The organism is Phyllobacterium sp. T2-21, assembly GCF_055378485.1.
On the sequence record NZ_AP027912.1, the window covers coordinates 2,209,604 to 2,233,268 of the forward strand.

20 protein-coding genes are annotated in these 23,665 nt (G+C 62.1%); 12 read left to right on the top strand and 8 right to left on the bottom strand.

Annotation, left to right across the window (positions count from 1 at the left end; translation table 11 throughout):
- Window positions 1-3: 3 nt before the first annotated feature.
- From ACZ5FP_RS11110 to ACZ5FP_RS11125, 4 genes are all read right to left on the bottom strand, one after another.
- Window positions 4-834, bottom strand: coding sequence for an ABC transporter permease (locus ACZ5FP_RS11110; RefSeq protein ID WP_346307238.1), 831 nt, complete (start codon window positions 832-834; stop codon window positions 4-6).
- Between the two features lie 70 nt (window positions 835-904).
- Complete coding sequence (locus ACZ5FP_RS11115; protein ID WP_223615081.1) at window positions 905-2,020, bottom strand: ABC transporter substrate-binding protein; 1,116 nt, start codon at window positions 2,018-2,020, stop codon at window positions 905-907.
- A 65-nt stretch (window positions 2,021-2,085) separates the two neighbouring features.
- Window positions 2,086-3,192, bottom strand: coding sequence for an ABC transporter ATP-binding protein (locus ACZ5FP_RS11120; RefSeq protein ID WP_464660153.1), 1,107 nt, complete (start codon window positions 3,190-3,192; stop codon window positions 2,086-2,088).
- Window positions 3,193-3,318: 126 nt separating this feature from the next.
- The gene (locus ACZ5FP_RS11125; protein ID WP_346305234.1) at window positions 3,319-4,209 is read right to left on the bottom strand and encodes a LysR substrate-binding domain-containing protein; all 891 of its coding nucleotides are present in this window, start codon (window positions 4,207-4,209) and stop codon (window positions 3,319-3,321) included.
- A gap of 107 nt (window positions 4,210-4,316) precedes the next feature.
- Here ACZ5FP_RS11125 and ACZ5FP_RS11130 point away from each other — a divergent pair, with 107 nt between their 5' ends.
- From ACZ5FP_RS11130 to ACZ5FP_RS11140, 3 genes are all read left to right on the top strand, one after another.
- Window positions 4,317-5,906, top strand: a complete 1,590-nt coding sequence (locus ACZ5FP_RS11130) for a zinc-binding metallopeptidase family protein (protein ID WP_464660155.1) — start codon at window positions 4,317-4,319, stop codon at window positions 5,904-5,906.
- 15 nt (window positions 5,907-5,921) lie between these two features.
- Complete coding sequence (locus ACZ5FP_RS11135) at window positions 5,922-6,857, top strand: dimethylarginine dimethylaminohydrolase family protein (RefSeq protein ID WP_464660157.1); 936 nt, start codon at window positions 5,922-5,924, stop codon at window positions 6,855-6,857.
- A 94-nt stretch (window positions 6,858-6,951) separates the two neighbouring features.
- Window positions 6,952-8,376, top strand: coding sequence for an aldehyde dehydrogenase family protein (locus ACZ5FP_RS11140; RefSeq protein ID WP_464660158.1), 1,425 nt, complete (start codon window positions 6,952-6,954; stop codon window positions 8,374-8,376).
- A 30-nt stretch (window positions 8,377-8,406) separates the two neighbouring features.
- Here ACZ5FP_RS11140 and ACZ5FP_RS11145 read toward each other — a convergent pair whose 3' ends face one another.
- From ACZ5FP_RS11145 to ACZ5FP_RS11160, 4 genes are read right to left on the bottom strand one after another with little or no spacing between them, the layout of a single operon-like run.
- On the bottom strand, window positions 8,407-9,993 hold the full coding sequence (locus ACZ5FP_RS11145) for a 5-guanidino-2-oxopentanoate decarboxylase (protein ID WP_464660160.1): 1,587 nt from the start codon (window positions 9,991-9,993) through the stop codon (window positions 8,407-8,409).
- The gene (locus ACZ5FP_RS11150; protein ID WP_464663243.1) at window positions 9,990-11,177 is read right to left on the bottom strand and encodes a pyridoxal phosphate-dependent aminotransferase; all 1,188 of its coding nucleotides are present in this window, start codon (window positions 11,175-11,177) and stop codon (window positions 9,990-9,992) included. Before ACZ5FP_RS11150 ends, ACZ5FP_RS11145 begins: the two co-directional genes overlap by 4 nt.
- Window positions 11,177-11,833 (bottom strand): TetR family transcriptional regulator C-terminal domain-containing protein, encoded by a 657-nt coding sequence (locus tag ACZ5FP_RS11155; protein ID WP_223615075.1) that lies wholly within the window; start codon window positions 11,831-11,833, stop codon window positions 11,177-11,179. The genes ACZ5FP_RS11150 and ACZ5FP_RS11155 overlap by 1 nt, the downstream gene beginning before the upstream one ends.
- Complete coding sequence (locus tag ACZ5FP_RS11160) at window positions 11,830-12,702, bottom strand: dimethylarginine dimethylaminohydrolase family protein (protein ID WP_105732940.1); 873 nt, start codon at window positions 12,700-12,702, stop codon at window positions 11,830-11,832. Before ACZ5FP_RS11160 ends, ACZ5FP_RS11155 begins: the two co-directional genes overlap by 4 nt.
- 170 nt (window positions 12,703-12,872) lie before the next feature.
- On the opposite strand from ACZ5FP_RS11160, the gene ACZ5FP_RS11165 reads away from it, so the two are divergent.
- The 9 genes from ACZ5FP_RS11165 to ACZ5FP_RS11205 all read left to right on the top strand — a co-directional run bounded on the left by ACZ5FP_RS11165 (window position 12,873) and on the right by ACZ5FP_RS11205 (window position 23,652).
- Entirely contained in the window at window positions 12,873-13,697 is an 825-nt protein-coding gene (locus ACZ5FP_RS11165; RefSeq protein WP_105732939.1) for an ABC transporter ATP-binding protein, read from the top strand.
- A gap of 60 nt (window positions 13,698-13,757) precedes the next feature.
- On the top strand, window positions 13,758-14,537 hold the full coding sequence (locus ACZ5FP_RS11170; protein ID WP_403173655.1) for a transporter substrate-binding domain-containing protein: 780 nt from the start codon (window positions 13,758-13,760) through the stop codon (window positions 14,535-14,537).
- Between the two features lie 185 nt (window positions 14,538-14,722).
- Window positions 14,723-15,436: an ABC transporter permease gene (locus ACZ5FP_RS11175; protein ID WP_346307282.1), complete on the top strand. Its 714-nt coding sequence runs from the start codon at window positions 14,723-14,725 to the stop codon at window positions 15,434-15,436.
- The gene (locus ACZ5FP_RS11180; RefSeq protein ID WP_346307276.1) at window positions 15,436-16,275 is read left to right on the top strand and encodes an ABC transporter permease; all 840 of its coding nucleotides are present in this window, start codon (window positions 15,436-15,438) and stop codon (window positions 16,273-16,275) included. The genes ACZ5FP_RS11175 and ACZ5FP_RS11180 overlap by 1 nt, the downstream gene beginning before the upstream one ends.
- Before the next feature lie 194 nt (window positions 16,276-16,469).
- On the top strand, window positions 16,470-18,476 hold the full coding sequence (locus tag ACZ5FP_RS11185; protein WP_464660162.1) for a CocE/NonD family hydrolase: 2,007 nt from the start codon (window positions 16,470-16,472) through the stop codon (window positions 18,474-18,476).
- 121 nt (window positions 18,477-18,597) lie between these two features.
- The gene (locus tag ACZ5FP_RS11190; RefSeq protein ID WP_346307278.1) at window positions 18,598-20,187 is read left to right on the top strand and encodes an ABC transporter substrate-binding protein; all 1,590 of its coding nucleotides are present in this window, start codon (window positions 18,598-18,600) and stop codon (window positions 20,185-20,187) included.
- A gap of 11 nt (window positions 20,188-20,198) precedes the next feature.
- Window positions 20,199-21,158, top strand: coding sequence for an ABC transporter permease (locus tag ACZ5FP_RS11195; RefSeq protein WP_223615068.1), 960 nt, complete (start codon window positions 20,199-20,201; stop codon window positions 21,156-21,158).
- 9 nt (window positions 21,159-21,167) lie between these two features.
- Window positions 21,168-21,998 (top strand): ABC transporter permease, encoded by an 831-nt coding sequence (locus ACZ5FP_RS11200; protein WP_288193685.1) that lies wholly within the window; start codon window positions 21,168-21,170, stop codon window positions 21,996-21,998.
- The gene (locus ACZ5FP_RS11205; protein WP_464660164.1) at window positions 21,991-23,652 is read left to right on the top strand and encodes an ABC transporter ATP-binding protein; all 1,662 of its coding nucleotides are present in this window, start codon (window positions 21,991-21,993) and stop codon (window positions 23,650-23,652) included. The genes ACZ5FP_RS11200 and ACZ5FP_RS11205 overlap by 8 nt, the downstream gene beginning before the upstream one ends.
- Window positions 23,653-23,665 lie beyond the last annotated feature (13 nt).

Below are 23,665 nucleotides of genomic sequence, written 5' to 3' on the forward strand. Positions count from 1 at the left end.
GGGTCAGCCCACCAGATGCGCGGGTTTGATGAAGCGGCGCATGAGTGCGAGCAGGATGCCGATGAACAGCACCAGAACCACGCTGATCGCCGCACCGAGCCCCCAGTCGGGGCTCTGGAAGATCCGCAGATACACCAGTTCTGCCACCATGACGCTGCGGCCGCCGCCGAGAATGGCCGGGGTGACGAAGAAGCCGAGGGCGAAGACGAAGACGATCAGCGCCGCGCCGATCAGGCCGCCATAGGTCAGCGGCACGAAGACGCTCCAGAAGATGCGGCTGCGCGATGCGCCCATGCCGCGCGCCGCCAGAAGCACGCGCTCGTCAATGGCGCGCATGGCCGAGGCAATGGGAAAGACCGCGAAGGGAATGAGGAAATGCGTCATGCCGACGATGACGCCGAACTCGTTGCGGGCAAGCGCCAGCGGTTCGCTGATGATACCGGCCGCCTGCAGCCAGGTGTTGATCAGGCCACGATTGGAGAGAAGCGCCAGCCAGCCGAAGGCGCGGGTCAGCACGGAAATCCAGAAGGGTACGAGAATGCAGAATTCCGCCAGCATGCGCTGCACCGGTGTTCCGCGCACCCAGACATAGGCGATGGCATAGGCCATGACCAGCACGGCGGCGGTGACGATCAGGCAGATGCGCAGCGTGCGGATGAACACGGACTGGACGAGCGGATCGGTAAGCACGGCGCGATATTGCCCCAGACCCGGTTCGGGCAGGGTGACGCTCCATCTGACGACACCGAGAAACGGCACCACATAGGCAAGCCCGAGAAACAGCAGCAGCGGCGCAAGCAGCAGGATTGTTCGTGATGTCGCCGACTTTCCCATTCAAAATCCCTGTTGCTGTCAAAATGCGGCCGGTGATCTCCCCCGCAAGGGGAAGATCACCAAGCCATGCTCAAGCCGAGATGACTTTCGTGTATTCGTCGAAAGCCGAGGCATAGTGTTCGGCATACCATTCCATGTTCAGCGGGATCTGCTTGGCCATGTTGGCCGGATCGACGCAGTTGACCCGCTTCTTGTCGGCTGGAATGAGCGCATCGGTGGCCGGATTGGCCGGGCCCTGTCCGAGCAGCTCGAACATCTGCAGCTGGCGTTCCGGCGTCTGCGCGCTGGCGATGAACTTCATCGCATTGTCCTTGCCGCCGGGATTGTTTTTCATCACGGCCAGGGCGCCGGGTGAAATCAGGCCCTGATCCCAGACGAATTTGATATTGCCGCCGGAATCCTTTTCGAGCAGTTGCGCGCGGGTCGACCAGATCAGCGCCATGGAGGCTTCGCCGTCCATGAGCACGGACTGGCTCTCGGCGCCGCCGCCCCAATAGGCCACGACGTTTTCCTTGAAGGCGGCGATCTTGTCATGGGCGCGCTTCAGGTCGAGCGGGTAGAGTTTTTCCGGCGCCACGCCATCGGCCATCAGCGCCGCTTCCCACATCGCCGAGCCCCATTTGTAGAGGGAGCGCTTGCCGGGGAATTTCTTCACATCGAAAAAGTCGGCCATCCCCGTTGGCACGTGATCGCCGAATTTCGACGAGTCATAGGCGATGATGTAGGAGAAGAAATAGGTCGATGCCGCATGATCCCAGCCAAAGCCGGGGCGCATCTTTTTCCTGTCGACAATGGCGTAGTCGATGGGCTCGAGCATGCCCTGCTTGCCCAATGTAATGCCGGAGAACGGATCGATGTCCATCAGGTCCCAGCTGGGCTTGCCGCTCTTGAACTGGGCGGTGATGGCGCCTTCCGTCGGGCCGGATCCGTCCATCTTGACGGCAATGCCGCTCTCCTTGGTGAAGGGCTGGCCATATGCCTTGTCATAGGCGGTCATGGCATCGCCGCCCCAGTTGACCAGCACGAGGTCTTTCGCCTGTGCCAGTGCCCGGTTCGAGCGCATGAGAGCCGGCGCACCCGCCAGCAGCATCGCGGCCATCTGGGTGAAACGGCGGCGGCTGATTTCGCCGCGTTCCACCTTTTCAGCCAGTATTTCCAGGCAGTCTTTTTGAAATGCGTGATCCATTGTGTTCCCCTAGGATTGTTATTGTCACATTCCGTATGTCCGGCTGTCTTGCCGTATGCATGGTTCTAGGTCTGGTGCGGCAGTAAAAACCCCTGTTCTATGGGCCAGGACACCCAGACATCGGCGCGGTGCGCAAAGGGCGGCGTTGCAACCGTCGGCATCGACACCGCGATCGATGCACCGGTGCGGGTTTTCAGGTGATAGCGGGTGACGGCGCCGAGATAGGTCGCGTCCTCGACCCGGCAGGCGATGGCATTGTGCCCGGCGTTGTTCGGCGCTGCTGCGATGGTCATATGTTCGGGGCGCACGGCGGCGACGGCTCTTGGCCCGATCTGCGGTTTGGTCCGGGCAAGCACGATGGTCCTGTCCTCGAACTGCCCGGCCGCCCTGTCGCCGTCGAGGCGCAGCGCATCGAGCGGCAGAAGGTTGATCTCGCCGAGAAACTCCGCAACGAAGCGATTGGCCGGCCGCTCATAGACGTCCTGCGGGCGTCCGACCTGCAAAAGCTCGCCATGGTTGAAAATTGCCACGCGGGAGGACAGAGCGAGGGCCTCCGACTGGTCATGCGTGACGAAGACGAAGGTCGTGCCGGTTTCCTGATGCAGCCGTTTGACCTCCTCCTGCATCATCTCGCGCAGATTCTTGTCGAGAGCGGAGAATGGCTCGTCCAGCAGCAGCACCGCGGGTTCGAAAGCCAGTGCCCGCGCAAGAGCAACACGCTGCTGCTGGCCGCCGGAGAGTTTTGTCGGCAGCTTTTTCTCGTGCCCGATGAGGCCAACCCGTTCGACCATCTCGCCGACGCGGCGCTTGATATCGGCGGCGGAGCGACCGCGCACCTTGAGCGGGAAGGCGATATTCTGTTCAACCGTCAGATGCGGGAACAGGGCATAACCCTGGAACACCATGCCGTAGGAGCGGTCTTCGGCCGGCACATCGGTGATATCCCGGCCATCCATCATCAGGCGGCCTTCGCTCGGCGCGGTAAAGCCGGCGAGAATCATCAGGAACGTGGTCTTGCCCGACCCGGAAGGACCGAGAAGGGTGAGAAACTCGCCGCGTCCGATGTCGAGCGACAAATCCTTCAGCGCACGGAATGCACCGAACGTCTTGCCAATGGAAACAGCCTTGATCTCGGCGGCTTTCGCATCGCCCAGTTGCATGCGTTGAGGCATTGATTGACCTCTTTCCCCTTCTTTTCGGGAAAGCCTAGGCACAATCTCCGGTGACGACAATTGAAATATATTGCCGCGATACGTGAATGAAATTCACGCCAGCATGAGCAGATGTTATTCCTGACCTCATGCGTTGCGCGTTTGCGACAGGCGGGATTTCAGCCATTCCGTGAACGCCAGCTGGGCCGGATGCTCGATCTTGGCGAAATCCGTGACGAGAAAATACGACTTCGGCGACTTGATGCTGAGGTCGAACGGACGGATGAGTTGACCTGCCTTCATGGCTTTGCGGCAGGTGAGCTCATCGCCCATGGCAACGCCCTGCGCCGTGATGGCGGCGGAATAGACAAGGTTCATGTCGGAAAAGATGATGCCGCGCTCCGAATCCGGGTTCTCGACATTGGCCAGCGCCATCCAGCGGGTCCAGTCCTCGAAATCGCCCAGATGCAGCAGTGGCGCGCGCAACAGGTCTCTTGGTTCGGCAATGCCGCCGATCTTGTTGAGCAGCACCGGGCTGCACAGCGGCGTGAATTCCACCTCGCACAGCAGTTCCACCGCGCGGTTCGGCCAGTTGCCGTCGCCGAAGGCTATAAAAATATCGACGGTGGAATCAGTCACGTCGTCGAGCTTGCGCGGCGTGACGATGCGCAGCGCGACATCGGGATATTTCTCCTGAAACTCGGCGATATGCGTGCACAGCCACAGCGACGCGAAGCCCGCTGTCGAACTCACGCACAATGATCCGCCGACACCCGCCGGGCTCTGCCTGCCGCCGGCATCGTCGATGACGATCAGCGCCTTGCGCACATCATTGGCGTATTTGCGGCCGCGCGGCGTGAGCGCAACGCCCTTGCCGTCGCGCTGCAAGAGTTCGAAGCCGAGATCGCGCTCCAAAAGGCGCAATTGATGGCTGACCGCACTGCGGGTCAGATGCAGCTCTTCCGCCGCACGCCAGACGCTGCCGTGCCTTGCAAAACTCTCGAGCGACCGCAGGGCCTGGGTGGAAGGAATGCGCATGAATGGAATTCCGGTTGATGAGGTGAATAGAATTTGCACGTTTTGAAAAAACATATCACTTTTTGTCCCGCCTTCCAGATGATTATCTCGGCGCAACGGGGAGATGGATGGTGATCACGGCAGCAGGAAGCACAGCGCTGGATTTTGTCGACGCGCATCAGGCCGACCTGTCGGCATGGACGCGCACCATTTTCGACTTCGGCGAAACCGCCTGGCGCGAATATCAATCGGCGGAGTGGTATGTGGCGCTGTTGCGCCGCGAGGGGTTCGACGTCGAGGTCGGCTCGGGCGGCATGCCCACGGCATTCTGCGCGCACTGGACCAACAGGGCGGGAACAACCGGCAAATCCCCTGTCATCGGCATGTATGCGGAGTATGACGCCGTCCCCGGCAACTGCCAGGACGCGGCAACGGTCAAGCGGCCAAGACCCGGCCTGAACGAGCATGCTGGCGGCCACACGGACCCGCATTCCGGCCTCGGCATTTCCAGCCTTGGCGGGCTGCTGGCAACAAAAGCCGCCATGCAGAAGCACGGCATTGCGGGCACGCTGCGCTTCACCGGCGAACCCGCTGAAAAAGTGCGGGGCTCGAAACCCATCCATGCCGCCAAGGGCTATTATGACGGGCTGGACGGGATGATCTCGTTCCATCCGTTCTACATGCTGCCGCTGTGCAATACGGTACGCTGGGAGACCCACTGCGGTGCCGCCTATTCGATGATCTACCGCTTTGTCTGCGACCAGCCGGAGGGCTGGGGGCTCAGCGACGGCGCGCCGATCCCGCAATCCCATTCGGCGGTGCGCGCGCCCGGCGCCAACGACGCGCTGATGATGATGTACATGGCCTCGAAAGCCTTGCGCGATTCCATGCTGCCGCATCAGGGCGGCTGGTCGATCAGCGAGGCGATTCTGACGGCGGGGCAGGCGACCGCCGACAATCTTCCGGCCGGGCTTGCCGAAATCCAGTACATGATGCGCGTGCCTGACATTGCCACGGCCGAGCGCGTCACCGCCGTGCTCGACCGCAACGCCGAGCACGCTGCCGCCATGACCGGCTGCCGGGTGGAGCGGCACTGGGTGTGCAAATCGCGGCCCGGCCTAGCCAACCATGCCATGGCCGAAGTGACCTGGGATGCCCTGCAGGCTGTCGGCGCACCGCGCTGGAACGAGGCGGCAAAGGCGGTTGCGCGGGAGATTCAGGTGAATGCCGGGATCGATGCGATGCAGGACCCGTTTCTCGATGAATGCGAGGCATTGATCGCGCCTGTAGAAGCTGAGGCGATCCTGCGCCGCGACCTGCCGCCGTCGCAGATCAATTCCACCTCCGACGACTATACCGACATGACGTGGCATGCGCCCACCGTGCGGTTCTACGTGGCGCGTCCCGCCCTGAAGGCACCGAAAGGCTTTGCCTATCCGGGCTGGGTGATGAATGCGCTCGGCGGTATCCCTGCAACGATCGATCCGATGGTGCTAACCGCCGCCAAGACGGTGGCGCTGACGGCCCTGCGCCTGCTTGAGGATGGCGGGGCGAGGGACAAGGCAAAGGATGAATTCATTCAACGCACCGGCGGCGGCGTTGGCGGGTCAAACTGGATCGCACCGCTGTGCGACTACGAACCGCCGATTCATTTCCGCTGGCCGGAATATGTGACCACTGCACGCGGGCGGGAGTGGTGGATACCCACGCGCCCCTGACGAGGAGACGGACCAATGACACGCCATGAACAGGGTTTTGACGGCGACGCGTTCACGCTGAAGCGCCGCAATCCGAACGGCGGCACCGCGCCGCTGAAAGGCTGGGGCTTTCGCAACGAAACCGACCCGCTGACCGATGTACTCTTGGGCTCGCCCGCCTTCCTGCGCCACATGGCGACAAGCTCGCTGTCACGCAAGCATCTGCGCGAGGCGCCGTGCAACATTCAGACCGCACAGGCCCAGCACAAGGAACTGGTCGCCGCCTATGAGCATTTCGGTGTGAAGATCCACTGGCATGAGCCGGAACCGGAACTGCCGATGCAGGTCTATTCCCGCGATTCCAGCGTCATGACGCCCTATGGCGCCATCATCACAGCCATGGCCAACTGGTGGCGGCGCGGCGAAAACTATGCCGCGATCCGCACCTATGAAAAGCTTGGAATTCCGATCTATGACATGGTGACCGCCGGCACCTTCGAGGGCGGCGATTTCAACGTGATCGAGGAGGGCTGTGTCCTCATCGGCTGCGGCGGCGCCCGCACGCAGGAAGAGGGCGCGCGGCAGGTGGAGGAATGGTTTCGGCGGGAAGGCTGGGAGACGCGCCTTGCCTTCATCGACGAGTATTACGTGCATATCGACCTGATGGTGGTGCCGATTGCGCCGAAACTGACCGCCGTGTGCCTCGCCTGCACCGAACCGGGCATTGTCGACTGGCTGAAAGCCAAGGGCCACGAGATCATCGACGTGCCGTTTGAGGATACGATGAATCTCGGCTGCAACTTCATGGCGCTGGGCAAGGACCGGATCATCGCGCCGTCGTCGAGCAGGACGCTGATCGGCAAGCTGCGCGCACGCGGATTTGAAGTGGCGGCGGTGGATATGAGCGAGATTTCCAAAACCGGCGGCGGTATTCACTGCATGGCACAGGCGCTGGTGCGGTCGGCGGGGTGAGAGTGGATAAACTTTCCGTCGCTTTTGCGTCTGGTATCCGGATGAAAAGCCCCATACCATTTCCGGGACAAACGGCATTCATAAGGAGGCGACGATGCTCATCAAGCGGGATTTCTACATCAATGGCGCGTGGGTGCCGCCTCTCAAGGCCAATGATCTCGAGGTGATCAACCCGGCAACGGAAAAGCCGGTCGCCGTCATCTCCATGGGCACGGCCGCCGATATCGACCGCGCCGTGGCTGCGGCGAAGACGGCCTTCCAGACCTACAGCCGGACGTCGGTGGAGGAGCGGCTGGCGCTCCTGGAAAAGCTGCTCGCGATCTACAAGCGCCGCTACGACGAGATGGCACGGACCATCACACTGGAACTCGGCGCGCCGATCACCATGAGCACCCAGCAGCAGGCGGATGTCGGCGTCGGTCATCTCCAGGGTTTTATCGACGCGCTGAAAGCCCTGCACATGCGCGAGGAACTGCCGAACGGCGATCTGCTGGTGCGCGAGCCTATCGGCGTGTGCGGGCTGATCACGCCGTGGAACTGGCCGATCAACCAGATCGCGCTGAAGGTCGTCCCGGTGCTGGCCACCGGCAGCACCTGCGTGCTGAAGCCGAGCGAGTTCACGCCGCTCAACGCGCTGCTCTATGCCGAGATGGTGGACGAAGCGGGCTTTCCCGCCGGTGTGTTCAACCTGGTCAATGGCGATGGTGCGACGGTGGGCGCGGCCCTGTCCAAGCACAAGGACGTCGACATGATGTCGTTCACCGGCTCGACCCGCGCCGGTATCGCCGTCAGCAAGGACGCGGCCGAAACGGTCAAGCGCGTCACGCTGGAGCTGGGCGGCAAGTCGCCGAACATCGTGTTCGAGGATGCCGATCTGGAAGATCGCGTGGCGGGCAGCGTGCTCGAATGTTTCAACAACAGCGGCCAGTCCTGCGATGCGCCGACGCGCATGCTGGTGCAGCGCTCGGTCTATGACAAGGCGGTGAAAATCGCCGAAGCCACCGGCAGGCAGGCACAGGTCGGTGATCCGCAGGAGGAGGGCGATCATATCGGCCCGCTCGTCAGCCATATCCAGTATGGCCGGGTGCAGAACCTGATCGAAGCGGGTATTTCCGAGGGCGCACGCGTGCTGGTCGGCGGTGCGGGCAAGCCGGAGGGCTATGAGACCGGCTATTTCGTCCGCCCCACCATCTTTGCCGACGTGCGCAACGATATGCGCATTGCGCGGGAAGAAGTGTTCGGGCCCGTGCTCGCGCTCATTCCGTTCGATACGGAGGAAGAAGCCATCGCCATCGCCAATGACACGCCGTACGGCCTTGCCGCCTATGTGCAGACGGGCGATGCCAAGCGTGCCGAGCGCGTGGCGTCACGGTTGAAAGCCGGCATGGTGCATATCAATGGCGGACCGCATCGCTATGGCAGCCCGTTTGGCGGCTACAAGCAGTCGGGCAATGGCCGCGAGGGCGGCAAATTCGGGCTGGAAGACTTTCTCGAGGTCAAGACGATCCACCGGCCGTAACGGGCAGAAATGGTTGATGGCATGAAGCCATCAACCAATCAATGTTTCATCGATTTCAATCAGATAGGGCTGTCCGCTCGCCTTGGCTTCCAACAGAGCAGCGGGCAGTTCCTCCAATGTTTTCAGCTTCTGCGAAGCCACGCCATAGGCCTCGGCGATTTTCAGGTAATCGGGCGCCGAGGGACGCACGCCCACCGGATTGATGTGGACATCGCGCATGGCGCGCTCGATTTCCTGATAGCCCTGATTGTTCCAGACCACGAAAATAACAGGGACTTTCTCGTCGACCGCAGCGCCGAGTTCTCCCAGCACGAACTGAAACCCGCCATCGCCGACAATGCAGATCGTCGAGGTCTCGGGTTTCCCGAGGGCCGCACCGATGGCGGCGGGCGGGCCGAAGCCGAGCGCGCCGAAGCCTGTCGCCGCATTGAACCAGCCGCCGACACGGTCGTGATCGTAATAGAGATTGCCGGAATAAATGGCCTGCGTGGAATCCCCGACGATGAGTGAGCCCGGCAGTGTGTCGCGCAGAATATTCAGAAAGCGCACATGGCTTTGCGTGCGCGGACCGATCTCGGCCCATGCGGCATCGCGTGTTGCCAGGGCGCGGTCTTCGCCGGACTTCGTATTGCGCCGCGCGGGCAAGGTAGCGGCGAGCGCTTCGACGGTTTCCCTGGCCGAAGCCTCGATGGGCATGAAGGCCGGACGCCGGTCGAGCTGTCCGGCATCGATGTCGATGCGCACAAGGCGTTTCAACTCGGGAAAACCGCCATCGCCATACATGTCATAATCGGTCGGTCCCATTTCAGTGCCGATGGCAAGGACAAGATCGCTTTCCGCAAGAAGTTTGCGCACGGCGGTGAGGCTGGCGCTCGCCGGGATCAGCAGCGGGTGATTGTGCAGGATGCCGCGCGCATTGGTGGTGGCCACCACGGGCGCATCCAGCTTTTCCGCCAGATCCCTGAGTTCCGCCGCAGCGCCCTTGGCGCCGCCGCCTATGAGAATGACCGGACGTTCCGCCGCAAGGCACTGGCGGGTGAGTTCCGTCATGGTTTCGGCCGATGCCTGCGGGATCGGCGCATCGGACAACTGGCGGCTCGCACCATCCAGCGGCTGCGCCATCACGTCGAGCGGTATCTCGATATGCACGGGGCCGGGACGCCGCGAGGCGAACAGCGCAAAGGCACGGGCGAGCACGATGGGCAATTCGTCCGCTTTTTCAATGCGATGCGAGAACATTGCAACCGTCTGCAACATGGCGCGCTGATTGGGCAGTTCATGCAGGAAACCCATGCCCTTGCCGAGCGAGTCCCGCTGGTTGACGCCCGAGATCACCAGCATGGGAATGGAATCGGCGCGCGCCTGTCCCATCGCGGTGATCGTGTTGGTGATGCCGGGGCCGGTGATGACAAAGGCGACGCCGGGCTTGCCGGTCGCGCGGGCATAGCCGTCGGCCATGAAGCCCGCGCCCTGTTCGTGGCGCGGCGTGATGTGGCGTATCGTCGATGCGGCAAGGCCGCGATAGAGTTCGATGGTGTGGACGCCGGGAATGCCGAAGACGGTATCGACATCGTAGGATTCAAGCAGATGGACGAGGGCTTCACCGACCGTGGTCATGCGGATTTCCGTTGCTGGAGGCGGGTTGCGAGGCGGATGATCCCGGCGCAGGCGGCATCGATCTTGTCATCGGCGACGCTGAGGCTGAGACGCAGGTACCCGGAGAGGTTGTCGCCGAAGGATTCGCCGGGCATGACGGCCACGTGTTCCTCTTCGAGAAGACGCATGGCGAAATCATTGCCGCTCAATCCGGTGGCGCGGATGTCGGCGAGAATGAACATGCCCGCCTGCGGCACGTCGGCGCCGATGCCGGCAATGCCGTCGAGCCGCTTGGAAATAAGCTGGGCGCGGCGGAAATAGCTCTCGCGCATCGTGGCAGCGGCGGCCGATGGCTGGCCGAGGGCATAGGCGGTCATGTCGGCGATGAAGGGCTGGACGCCGAACAGCATGGATTCGGACAGCGGCAGCAGTTTCTGCGTGAACTCCGCCGGACCGACACACCAGCCGCTGCGGAAACCCGGCGCGGCATGGGATTTGGAAATGGAGGCAACGGCAATCGTCCGGTCGGCGAGTTCCGGCCGGTCGAGCGGCGAGGCAAAACTGCCGTCGAAGATCAGCAGTTCGTAAACCTCGTCGGAGACGATCCACAGATTGTGTTTGCGGCAGACTTCACCGATCTCGGCCACTTCCTTGGCGCTCAGCACCGCCCCGGTCGGGTTGTGCGGGGTGTTGAGGAGGAGGACACGGGATTTCGGCGTGATCGCCTTTTCCAGATCGGCGGCCTGCATGCGGAAACCGTTTTCCGGCCGCAGCGGAACGGACACGCGCGTTGCGCCGGTGGCACGGACGACGCCGTCATAGGTGGCATAGAGCGGATCGCCCGTGATGATCTCGTCGCCTTCCTCGGCAAGGCCGAGCATGACGAGCGACAGCGCGGTCTGGGTGCCGGGAAAGCACAGGATATGCTCCGGACCGATGGCCCGGCCGGTGCGTGCGGTGTACTTTGCCGAAAGCGCCGCGAGAACGCCGGGTTCGCCCCGGCCGTTGGAATAGCCGGTGCGGCCGGAGCGCATGGCGTGTTCGGCCACATCCAGCATGTCGGTGGGGGTGGGAATATCCGGTTCGCCGATGGTGAGCTCAATGATCTCATGACCGGCGCGCTTCATTTCGCGCGCACGGATATGCACGGCCCATTTATCCGATCCCAGTCCGGCCAGACGGCCGGTCACAGACGCATAGCGCATCATTGGGCGCCTCCTTCAGCTTGTAATGAAATTCCCAGTACGGCTTCAATAGCGGCAACCCCGGTTTCCGCCAATTCCCCATCGTCGAAAATATCGCCGGCAAGACAGCCTTCCAGCCACAATCCGTCGATGATGGCGTTGATGGCGATGGCGTGGCGGCGGGTGTGGTTCGGTTCCGCCGGTTTGCCGGCGGCACGCAGCGCCTCGCGGATCAGGATTTCCAACTCGTCGCGAAAGCCGAGATAGCCGTCGCGGTGGGCTGCGGCCATGGCCGGGTCGGCATGCACGAGCGCGATGAAACCCGCCCACAGCGAGAGATTGTGCGGGTCCATGATCGGTTCGCCGAGATTGGCGGTAACGAACGCCTGCAGGCGCGAACGCGGATCGTCAGCGGCATTCTGCAAGGCATCGCTGGCCTGCACGGTCATGCGGTTCATCACGGCGCGGTAGGCGGCGCCGATCAGATCATCCTTGGTCGGAAAGTAATAGCGGATCAGCCCGGCGGTTACATCGGCCCGCTGGGCGATTTCGCGCACGGTCGCACCGGCAAGACCGCGCTCGGCCACACATTCAAGCGTCGCGGCGATCAGATCCTCGCGGCGCTTGTCTTCGCCCTCACGGCGAAAGGTTTTGCGTGTAGCCGATTGTGCGTTCATTGCCGGAAAACCGGACGGGTGAGGCAGGTCGGGCCGCCCTCGCAGGCAATGCACAGCGCATCCGCCTCGAAGGTCGTGACGGTGCAGCCGGCAGCTTCCATGGCGGCTTTGGTCTTTTCGAATCCGGCCACGGCGATGACTTCATAGGGGGCAGTTGGCAAAACGTTGAGGTTGAGGCCGTTGCTGGCGGCAAATTCGTCTTCCGGCGCGGCGATCAGGCGGATGCCGCGCTCCTTCAAAAGCTGGTAGAAGGCGGCGGGCAGCAGCGGCAGGTGCACCAGCGCCAAGTCTTCGGCCAGCGGCGAAATGATCGACATCAGGTGCAGGCAGGCTTCTTCGCCCTGCCACAGCGGCAGGTCGAACCCGAGGACGGTGACGCCAAGCGGCTCGAGGATGGCGGCCATCTGCTCGATACCGGCCTGATTGGTGCGCACACCGCGGCCGATGGCCAGTGTCTTGCTGTCGACCCAGACGCAGTCGCCGCCTTCGACGGTGCCCGGCGCGACGATGCGGCCGAGCACCGGCACATCCATCTGGCTGTAGGTTTCGTGGTGCAGGTCCGTCTCGTCGAGGCGCAGGGATTTGCCCATGCGCAGCAGGATCGCGCCCTTGTCGGTGACGAGGGAGGGATCGTGCGTGAACACGGAATCCGACAATCCGTCATTGCCGTCCCTGATCCAGGTGATGTCCGCGCCCGACTGGGCGACGAGACCGGCAAAGACGCGGTGCTGTTCGGATGCGCGGCGCGGATCGAACTGCGGACCGTAATGCCAGACGTCGCGTTCGGCGCCCGCCATGACGCGGTCAGGCATGCGCATGATGACGCGTTTCAGGGGAAGGGCCATGGACTGGGAACCGAATGCGCTCATGCGACTGCTCTCTCGTAAAAATTGCATCTGGGAGTATTTATACGCTTGCATAATTAGAGCGCAAGTGGTGTGATGCCCTAAATTAGGCAGTTTCGCCTCATGCTGACAAAACAGGCAGAAATGAACGGTGTCATGACAGCAGGTGCAAGACAACCCATGGGAACCCAGCAATGACGGAGGCGTTGCGCGCATCCGTTGCCACGGACCCGCTCCAACCCGGTGCGGCCGAACGGGCCGAAGCCATCCACGTCTGGAACCTGCACAAGAAGTTCGGCGCCCTTGAGGTTCTCAAGGGCGTTTCGCTGACAGCCAGGGACGGCGACGTGGTTGCCATGATCGGCGGCAGCGGCTCGGGCAAATCCACCTTCCTGCGCTGCATCAATTTCCTCGAAAACCCGACGAGCGGCGTCATCCGCATCAATGGCGAGGACGTGCAGATGGTCAGCGACGGCGAGGGCGGCCAGTACCCCGCCAACCGGCGCCAGATCGAGCGTATCCGCAGCCGCCTTGGCATGGTGTTCCAGAATTTCAATCTCTGGCAGCATATGACCCTGATCCAGAACGTCATCGAAGTGCCGGTTCACGTGCTGGGGATGAAGCGTGACGAGGCCATGGCCATCGGCGAGCAATTGCTGGAGCGGGTCGGGCTTTCGGCCAAGCGCGATGTCTATCCCGCCTTTCTCTCCGGCGGCCAGCAGCAGCGCGGCGCCATTGCCCGCGCGCTCGCCATCCAGCCGCGCGTCATGCTGTTCGACGAACCGACCTCCGCGCTCGATCCGGAACTGGTCGGTGAAGTCCTGAAAGTTATCGGTGACCTCGCCAAGGAGGGGCGGACGATGCTCCTGGTCACGCATGAGATGAAATTCGCCCGGGAAGTGGCGAGCCATGTCATGTATCTGCACAACGGCATTGTCGAAGAAGAGGGGCCGCCGGAAGAATTGTTCGGATCACCAAAATCCGAACGTTTGAAGCAGTTTATCCGTACTGTTTCATAAGTCGCATGAAAAAATACAGGGAATAATCCTGGGGAACAATAAAGAGAAATGGAGATAGGAATGAAAGCTTTCTTGAAATCAGCGGTTGCCGCCGCTGTGCTGGTTGCCGGAATGGGAGTCGCCAGCGCCGAACAGATCAAGGTCGGCATTGCCGCCGAACCCTATCCGCCCTTCGCCTCGCCGGATGCCTCGGGCAAGTGGGAAGGCTGGGAAGTCGATGTCGCCCTTGCCATCTGCGCGCAGGCCAAGCTTGATTGCGTCATCACGCCCGTGTCGTGGGACGGCATCATTCCGGCGCTGACCACCAAGAAGATCGATATGATCGCCGCCTCGATGTCGATCACGCCGGAGCGCGAGAAGACGATCGATTTCTCCGACAAATATTACAACACGCCCACGGTCATTCTCGGCTCGAAGGACGTCAAGATGGACGCGTCGCCGGAAGGCCTGAAGGGCAAGGTGCTCGGTGTGCAGGTGTCGACCATCCATCAGGCCTATGCGAAGAAGCATTTCGCCGCGACCGCCGCTGAAATCAAGGAATACCAGACGCAGGACGAAGCCAATCAGGATCTGGCTGCCGGACGCATCGACGCCACGCAGGCCGATTCGCTGGCGCTCGAGACCTTTGCCCAGACCGATGCTGGCAAGGCCTGCTGCGAAATCAAGGGCAAGGTTGCGCCCGATCTGGAAGTGCTTGGACCGGGTGTCGGGGTCGGTCTGCGCAAGGGCGAGACGGAGCTGAAGACCAAGATCAATGCGGCCATCAAGGACATTCGCACCAACGGCAAGTATGACGAGATTTCGAAGAAATATTTCAACTTCGATATTTACGGCGGTTAACGCGCTCACCGGATTGTGGTGCGTGGTTCGACAAGCTCACCATGAGGGAAGTGGTTTGATTGCAGCCCACAAGCTCCCTCATGGTGAGCTTGTCGAACCACGCACCATGCGAGAATGGTAATACATTGTTTTGAATCGAGGATCGCTTGGCCGACGCATCGATTGCTCCCGCCGCAATAGCCGGCATGTTCGACCTTCTGTCGCCCAATCCGCCGGGTTGGGGCGGCAACCTCCTGCGCGGTCTGGCGAATTCGCTGCAGATCGCCGTCGGTGCCTTTGGCATGGGATTGCTCATCGGCACGGTCGGCGCCTATGGCAAGCTTTATGGCGGCCCGCTGGTGCGCGACATCGCGGCCATCTACACCACCATCGTCCGCGCCGTGCCGGAACTGGTGCTGATCCTTTTGCTCTATTATGCTGGTACCGACATGATCAACCGGGTGCTCGAAAGCCTCGGCTATCAGCGCGTCGACATCAGCGGACTGGTGGCGGGGATCGTGGTTCTCGGCTTCGTGCAGGGCGCCTATGCAACCGAGGTGCTGCGCGGTGCCATCAAGGCCATTCCGCAGGGGGAAATCGAGGCGGCGCGGGCCTATGGCATGTCGCCGACGCTGATGATGCGCCGCATCACCCTGCCGGCCATGCTGCCGCATGCGCTACCGGGCCTTGCCAATCTCTGGCTGATCTCGACCAAGGATACGGCGCTGCTGGCAGTCGTCGGTTTCAGCGAGTTGACGCTCGTCACCCGGCAGGCGGCGGGCACGACAAAGGCGTATTTCCTGTTCTTCATCGCCGCCGGCATCCTCTACCTGGCCATCACGCTGTTTTCCAATGTCATCCTTGCCAAGGTCGAGCAATGGGCGCGGCGCGGCATGCCTTCCGTCAAGGAGGCGCGGTAATGACCGAGACGCCGCTGGAAACCCCGATCGAGACATTCCCGATCCACAAGGACAGCGACACGAGCGGTCAGGCGCGCGCACTGCCGCCGCACCGCATCGTTCTTATCCTCATCGGCCTCGCGCTTGTGGCCTCGGCTATTGTCTTCATGCGCTGGGACTGGCTGCCCAATTACGGCGATCTGATCCTGCAGGGCCTGTGGCGGACGATCTGGATACTGGTCGTCACCGTGATCATCGGTTTTCTGCTGGCGGTTCCGCTTGGGCTGGCACAGGCAGCCGGGCCCGCTGTGGTGGCGGTGCCGGCGCGCGTGTTCTGCACGGTCATCCGCGGCACGCCGCTGCTCCTGCAGCTCTGGCTGCTCTATTACGGCCTGGGCTCGCTGTTTCCGCAATATCCGTGGATACGCAGTTCCGAACTCTGGCCGTATCTGCGGCAGGCATGGCCCTATGCCGTTCTCGCGCTGTCCCTGTCCTATGCGGGCTATGAGGGCGAAGTCATGCGCGGCGCCTTCGCCGGTGTGCCCAAGGGACAGCTCGAATCCGCGCGCGCCTTCGGCATGCGCCGCTTTACGATTTTCCGCCGCATCTGGCTGCCGCAGGCCATTCACCGCGCGCTACCGACACTGGCGGGCGAGGCGGTCCTGCAGCTGAAATCCACGCCCCTGGTGGCGACGATTACGGTCGTCGATCTCTATTCCGTGGCTTCGCGCGTCAGGCAGGATACCTACATCACCTATGAGCCGCTTCTGCTGCTGGCGGCCGGGTATCTCGTCATCACCGGCATCATCGTTTTCCTGTTCCGGCGGCTGGAAAAGCTCATACCATCGAGGCTCGGATGAGACTTTTTCATCGTGACGCAAATGACCGCACATATGTCGCAAGTGTTTGGTCCGCTTAGCCGGACAGATGCGCATAGTAGGATAAAAAGGAACACCTCGCAAAAGACGAGAAAATGGGATTGATGTTTTCACCGGGTGTTCTGCCCGGTGTGCGTTATCTGTTTTCAGCTCCGCTGTGAGGACGAAAGATGATAATGCGGACAGTCGAAACATTTCAGCACCAAGTGAAAGAAACCGCCGATCTGGGCATTGTCCTGCCCGATGGCTGCCGCCTGTCGGCCCGGGTCTGGATGCCCGAGGACGCCATGGAAAATCCGGTTCCCGCGATTCTCGAATTTCTGCCCTATCGCAAGCGCGACGGCACGACGGCGCGCGATAATCTCACCCATCCCTACATCGCCGGGCATGGTTATGCCTGCCTGCGCGTCGACATGCGCGGCAATGGCGATTCGGAAGGGCTGATGGAGGATGAATATTCGGTTCAGGAGCTGAACGATGCCTGCGCGGTGATCGAATGGATCGCGGCGCAGCCCTGGTCAACAGGCAAGGTCGGCATGATGGGCATTTCCTGGGGCGGGTTCAATTCGTTGCAGGTGGCCGCGCTGCAGCCGGAAGCGCTGAAGGCCATCATCACGCTCTGCTCCACCGACGACCGCTATGCCGACGATATCCATTACAAGGGCGGGCTGCTGCTCAACGAGAATCTGGGATGGGGCGCCACCATGCTCGCCTATTCCTCCCGCACGCCCGATCCGGCTCTGGTCGGCGACAAGTGGCGCAGCATGTGGCTGGACCGGCTCGATCATGAACCGTTCCTGCCGGCCGTCTGGCTGGCGCACCAGACGCGCGACGCCTATTGGAAGCGCGGCTCGGTCTGCGAGGATTTTTCCGCCATCAAGGCCGCCACGCTGGCCGTCGGCGGCTGGGGTGATGCCTACAAGAACGCGGTGCCGCGCCTGATGGAAGGCATAAAGGCGCCCGTCAAAGGCATTGTCGGCCCGTGGGTGCACAAATACCCGCATTTTGCCGTGCCGGAACCGCGCATCGGCTTCCTGCAGGAGGCACTGCGCTGGTGGGACCGCTGGCTGAAGGACATCGATACGGGCGTCGAGAACGATCCGGCCTATCGCGGCTATCTCATGGATTCGGTCCGTCCGAAGAGCTGGTACACGGAGCGTCCGGGGTACTGGATTGCCGAGCCGCAATGGCCGTCGAAGACCATCGGCAACGAGGTCTTTCAGCTCGGTGCCGACAAGTCCCTGAGCGCCAGACGGGGCGGGGCGTTTTCCCATCTCGTCGCCTCGCCGCAGGATTGCGGCATGATGGGCGGCGAATATTGCGCCATCTGGCTCGGCCCGGAGCTTCCCGGCGACCAGCGCCGCGATGACGCGCTGTCGGCCTGCTATGACGGCGATATCCTGGAAAAAGCGGTCGATATTGTCGGCGCGCCGGAAATCAGCCTGACCGTGTCCAGCGACAAGCCCGTTGCCATGGTTGCCGTGCGCCTGTGCGACGTGCATCCCGATGGTGCTTCAACGCGCATCACCTACGGTGTGTTCAACCTGTGCCACCGCGACAGCCATGAAAAACCCCAAGCGCTCACGCCGGGCGAACCGGTAAAAATCCGCTTCAAGCTCGACGATATCGCCTATCGCGTGCCCGCCGGGCACCGGCTGCGCATCGCCGTTTCCTCCAGCTACTGGCCGATGGTCTGGCCATCGCCGGAAGCGGTCAGCCTGACGCTGCATGCGGGCGCGCTCGACCTGCCATCGCGCGATCTCGCCACCGGCGATGAATGGACCTTTCCGGAGCCCGAAGCCGCATCGCCCTGGCAGCTCGACATCCTGCGCAAGGGCACCAACAGCCGGCGGATCGAACATGATCAGGTCAGCGGCAGGATCATCCTGTCGATCGAGGATGATTTTGGCGAGGCGCGGGACAAGGAACATGGGCTCGTCCACGGCAGCGTGGCGCGCGAACGCTGGGAAATCCACGCGGACGATCCGCTGTCCGCCCATGGCGAGACGCATTGGACGGAACTGTCCGGCCGCGACGAATGGCGCGTCCGCACGGAAACGTTCACCACGATGCGGTCGGACAAGGCCAATTTTCATCTGACCGGCCGGATCGAAGCCTACGAAAATGACGAACTGGTTTTCGAGCGGAATTTCGCCGAGACGATCGCGCGTCAATACATCTGATTGCTGGAGGAGAACGTTAGACAGTCACGTTAACGGTTGAAATTTACGGGTATCAAGTCGCATAATTCACAAAAACCGAATTTGGACGCCATGCGTTCCAAGCAACAAAAGGGGAATGGGTATGTCAAGAGAACTCGATTATCTGAGCCGCAAGGTCGCCCGCGGACATCTGTCGCGGCGTGACTTTCTCGGCCGTGCAGCAGCCCTCGGTGTCACCACCGTTTTTGCCAATTCACTTCTGTCCAGTGCGGCTCTCGCCGAAGGCCCGGTCAAGGGCGGCACGCTGAAAGCCGGCATGCAGGGCGGTGCCTCGACCGACAGCATGGACCCCGCGACATGGCAGAGCCAGGTGCCGTACAAGTTCGGCCGCCAGTGGGGCGAGCAGCTTGTCGAAATCCAGCCGGACGGCACGCTCAATCCAAAACTGGCAACCGAATGGGGATCAACCCCCGACGCCAAGGTCTGGACCTTCAAGATCCGCAAGGGCGTGCAGTTCCACAACGGCAAGGACATGACGGCCGATGACGTCGTGGCCACGATGGAGCGCCACTCCGACGCCAATTCGAAGTCCGGCGCCCTTGGCGTCATGAAGGGCATCGAAAGTGTGAAGAAAGACGGCGATACCGTTGTTTTCACATTGAAAGAAGCCAATGCCGACCTGCCGTTCCTGATGGATGACTACCATCTGATGATCCAGCCGAACGGCGGCAAGGACAAGCCCACTGCCGGTATCGGCACCGGACCGTACAAGGTGGTCAAGGACGAGCCGGGCGTACGGCACATCGGCGAAAAATTCGCCAATTACTGGGATGGCGACAAGCGCGGCCATGCGGCGCAGATCGAAATCATCGTCATCAACGATGCCACCGCCCGCACGGCTGCCCTGCAGTCCGGCCAGGTGCACATGATCAACCGCGTCGAGCCGAAGATCGTCGATCTGGTCAAGCGCGTGCCGGGTGTGACCATCCAGAACGCGGCAGGCAAGGGACACTACGTCTTCATCGCCCATTGCAACACGGCGCCGTTCAACAACAACGACCTGCGTCTGGCGCTGAAATACGCCATGAACCGCGAAGACATGGTGCAGAAGATCCTGCGCGGCTATGGCACCATCGGCAATGATTTCCCGATCAACAAGGCCTATCCGCTGTTCTCGGACGATATCGAGCAGCGCGCCTACGATCCCGACAAGGCGGCTTTCCACTTCAAGAAATCCGGCCATGACGGCGCAATACTGCTGCGCACCTCCGATGTTGCCTTCCCCGGCGCTATCGATGCGGCCCAGCTGTACCAGCAGAGCGCGGCCAAGGCCGGCATCAAGATCGAGGTCAAGCGTGAACCGGGCGACGGCTACTGGTCGGAAGTCTGGAACAAGCAGCCGTTCTCGACATCCTATTGGGGCGGCCGTCCGACCCAGGACCAGATGTATTCGACCGCCTATCTGTCCACCGCCGACTGGAACGACACGCGCTTCTTCAATGAAAAGTTCGACAAGACATTGATTGCAGCGCGCGCCGAACTTGATCCCGTCAAGCGCAAGCAGATGTACCGCGACATGTCGGTCACGGTGCGGGACGAGGGCGGTGTCATCGTGCCGATGTTTAACGACTTCATCGACGCCACCAGCGCCAAGGTTGGCGGCTGGGTGAAGGACGGCAATCAGGAAATGAGTGGCGGCTATGCCTTGTCCCGCTGCTGGCTGAACGCCTAAGGCCGGGGCGAATGAGCGGTCCTGTCCTCAAACTGGTGGCCCAGCGCATTGCGATGGGCCTTCTCCTTCTCCTTGCCGTCTCGGTGCTGATTTTTGCAGGCACCCAGATATTGCCGGGAGACGTGGCGCAATCCATTCTCGGCCAGTCGGCCACACCGGAGGCATTGGAAAACCTGCGGCGTGACATGGGGCTGAACGATCCGGCCTATATCCGCTACCTGCATTGGCTCGGCGGCATATTGACCGGTGATCTCGGCACGGCGCTTTCCAGTGGGCAGGACATCGCATCGTCGCTCAAGGGGAGGTTGTGGAACACGTTGTTCCTCGCCTTCTGGGCGGCGGTGGTTTCCATTCCGCTCGCCATCGGACTGGGTTTGCTGGCCGTGCGCTACCGCAACGGCTGGGTGGACAAGATCATCTCCGGCCTCGGCCTCGCATCGACGTCGTTGCCGGAGTTCTTTACCGGTTATCTCCTGATCTACTTCGTCGCCGTGCGCCTGCAATGGTTTCCGAGCGTCTCGACCGTCTATGACGGCATGCCGCTTGGCGAAAGGCTGAGCGCCATCGCCCTGCCGGTGACGGTGCTGACGCTCGTCGTTCTCGCGCACATGATGCGCATGACCCGGGCGGCCATTCTCAACGTCATGCAGTCGGCCTATATCGAAACGGCTGAGCTGAAGGGGCTGACGCCGTTCCAGATCATCGCCCGCCATGCGTTCCCCAATGCCATTGCCCCGATCATCAATGTGGTGATGCTCAACCTGGCCTTCCTTGTCGTCGGTGTCGTCGTGGTCGAGGTGATCTTCGTCTATCCCGGCATGGGGCAGTATCTGGTCGACCACGTGGCCAAGCGCGACGTGCCGGTCGTGCAGGCCTGCGGACTGGTGTTCGCGGCTGTTTACATCACCCTCAACATCATTGCTGATATCGTGGCGATTGTTTCCAATCCCCGCCTCAGACATCCCAAGTGAGGCCGCGCCATGCTGAATGTTAAGAACATCCCCATCAGCGCCTGGATCGGCCTGATCATCACGGCGGTCTTTCTGTTCGCGGCCATCTTTGCGCCGTGGGTTGCGCCTTATTCCGTCGGCGAAACCGTCGGCGATGTGTGGGAGCCCATGTCGGCGAAATACTGGCTCGGCACGGACAATCTCGGCCGCGACCTGCTTTCCCGTATGATCTACGGCGCGCGCATCACCATCTTCATCGCCGCCATGGCGACGGCGCTGTCCTTCATTCTCGGCTCGGTGCTGGGTTTCGCCGCCGCCGTCATCGGCGGCTGGTTCGACCAGCTGATGTCGCGTTTCGTCGATCTGATCATGGCGATCCCGACGCTGATCTTCGCGCTTGTGGTGCTATCGGTGCTGCCGGGCAACGTCACCACGCTGATCCTCGTCATGGGCCTGCTCGATGCCACGCGCGTCTACCGGCTGGCGCGGGCCGTGGCGGTCGACATCAATGTCATGGATTTCGTCGAGGCGGCAAAGCTGCGCGGCGAGGGGCGTATCTGGATCATTTTCCGCGAGATACTGCCCAACGCCCTGACCCCGCTGGTTGCCGAACTTGGCCTGCGTTTCATCTTTGCCGTGCTGTTCCTGTCGGCGCTGTCCTTCCTTGGCCTCGGCGTCCAGCCGCCGGATGCGGACTGGGGCGGCATGGTCAAGGAAAACAAGGAAGGCATCGTGTTCGGCATTCCGGCCGCGCTGATCCCGGCGGCTGCCATCGCGATCCTCGCCATCTCGGTCAATCTCGTCGCCGACTGGATTCTCAACCGGACCACCAGCCTGAAGGGAGGACGCGGCAATGGCTAAAGCGCCTGCGAAGGACAAGACCGGCCTGCTTCTCGACATCCGCAATCTGCGGATCGAGGCCACCAGCTATCCGCCCGGCGAAGCGCCGCGCAATGTGGTGATCGTCGACAATGTCTCGGTAAAGGTTGAACGCGGCAAGGTGCTCGGCCTGATCGGCGAATCCGGTGCCGGCAAATCCACCATCGGCCTGTCCGGCATGGGATTTGGCCGCGGCGGCGTGCGCATCACCGGCGGCGAAGTATTGCTCAACGGCCGCGACATTCTCAAAGGCGGTGCGACCATCCTGCGGCAAATCCGCGGGCGTGAGGTCTGCTATGTCGCGCAGTCCGCCGCCGCTGCCTTCAATCCGGCGCGCAAGCTGATGGACCAGGTGGTTGAAGCGGCGCTGCAGCACAGGATCGCCACGCGCGCCGAGGCGGAAAAACGCGCCATCGGCCTGTTCAAGAAGCTCGGTCTGCCCAATCCTGAAACCTTCGGGCAGCGCTTTCCGCATCAGGTCTCGGGCGGGCAATTGCAGCGGGCCATGACCGCCATGGCGCTGTGTTCCGAGCCGGATCTGATCGTGTTCGACGAACCGACAACGGCGCTCGACGTGACCACGCAGATCGACGTGCTTGCCTCGATCAAGGATGCCATCCGCGACACCAACGTCGCCGCGCTCTACATCACGCACGATCTGGCCGTGGTGGCGCAGGTCGCCGACGACATCATGGTGCTGCGCCACGGCAAGATGGTGGAATATGGCGATACGCGCCAGATCATCAAGGAACCGCGCGAGGACTATACGCGCCAGCTGGTGTCGGTGCATCACATCCCGCATCAGGAAAAGACGAGTGCAGGCGCGCCCATCCTGTCGGTGAAGAACATCACCGCGGCCTATGGCGGCGGGCTGGTCAAGGTGCTGAAGAACGTCTCCGTGGATCTGCATCCCGGCCAGACACTGGCGGTTGTCGGCGAATCCGGCTCCGGCAAATCCACGCTGGCGCGTGCCATCACCGGTCTGCTGCCGCCGATGGAAGGCACGATTACCTTTGACGGGCGCACGCTTTCGCCGCGCCTTGCCAACCGCACGCGCAACGATCTGCGCGAGTTGCAGATGATCTACCAGATGGCCGACGTGGCGATGAACCCGCGCCAGACCATCGGGACCATCATCGGCCGTCCGCTCGAATTCTATTTCGGCATGCGCGGCAAGGAGCGCGACGCACGCATTGCCGAACTGCTCGACAAGATCGAGATGGGCAAAGGCTTTGCCGACCGCTACCCCGCCGAACTGTCCGGCGGACAGAAGCAGCGCGTCTGCATCGCCCGGGCGCTCGCCGCCAAGCCGAAACTGATCATCTGCGACGAGGTGACCAGCGCGCTCGATCCGCTCGTGGCCGACGGTATTCTGAAACTGCTGCTCGACCTGCAGGCGGACGAACATGTCGCCTATCTCTTCATCACCCACGATCTTGCGACGGTGAAATCCATCGCCGACGCCATCGCCGTGATGTATCGCGGCGAGGTGGTGCGCTACGGTCCGAAAACGCAGGTGCTGAAGCCACCCTTCGATGCCTATACCGACCTGCTGCTGTCATCGGTTCCGGAAATGGAGCTGGGCTGGCTGGAAGGTGCGGTCAAGAACCGGCGCATGGCAAGCGCCGGGAACTGATCTGCATCACCAA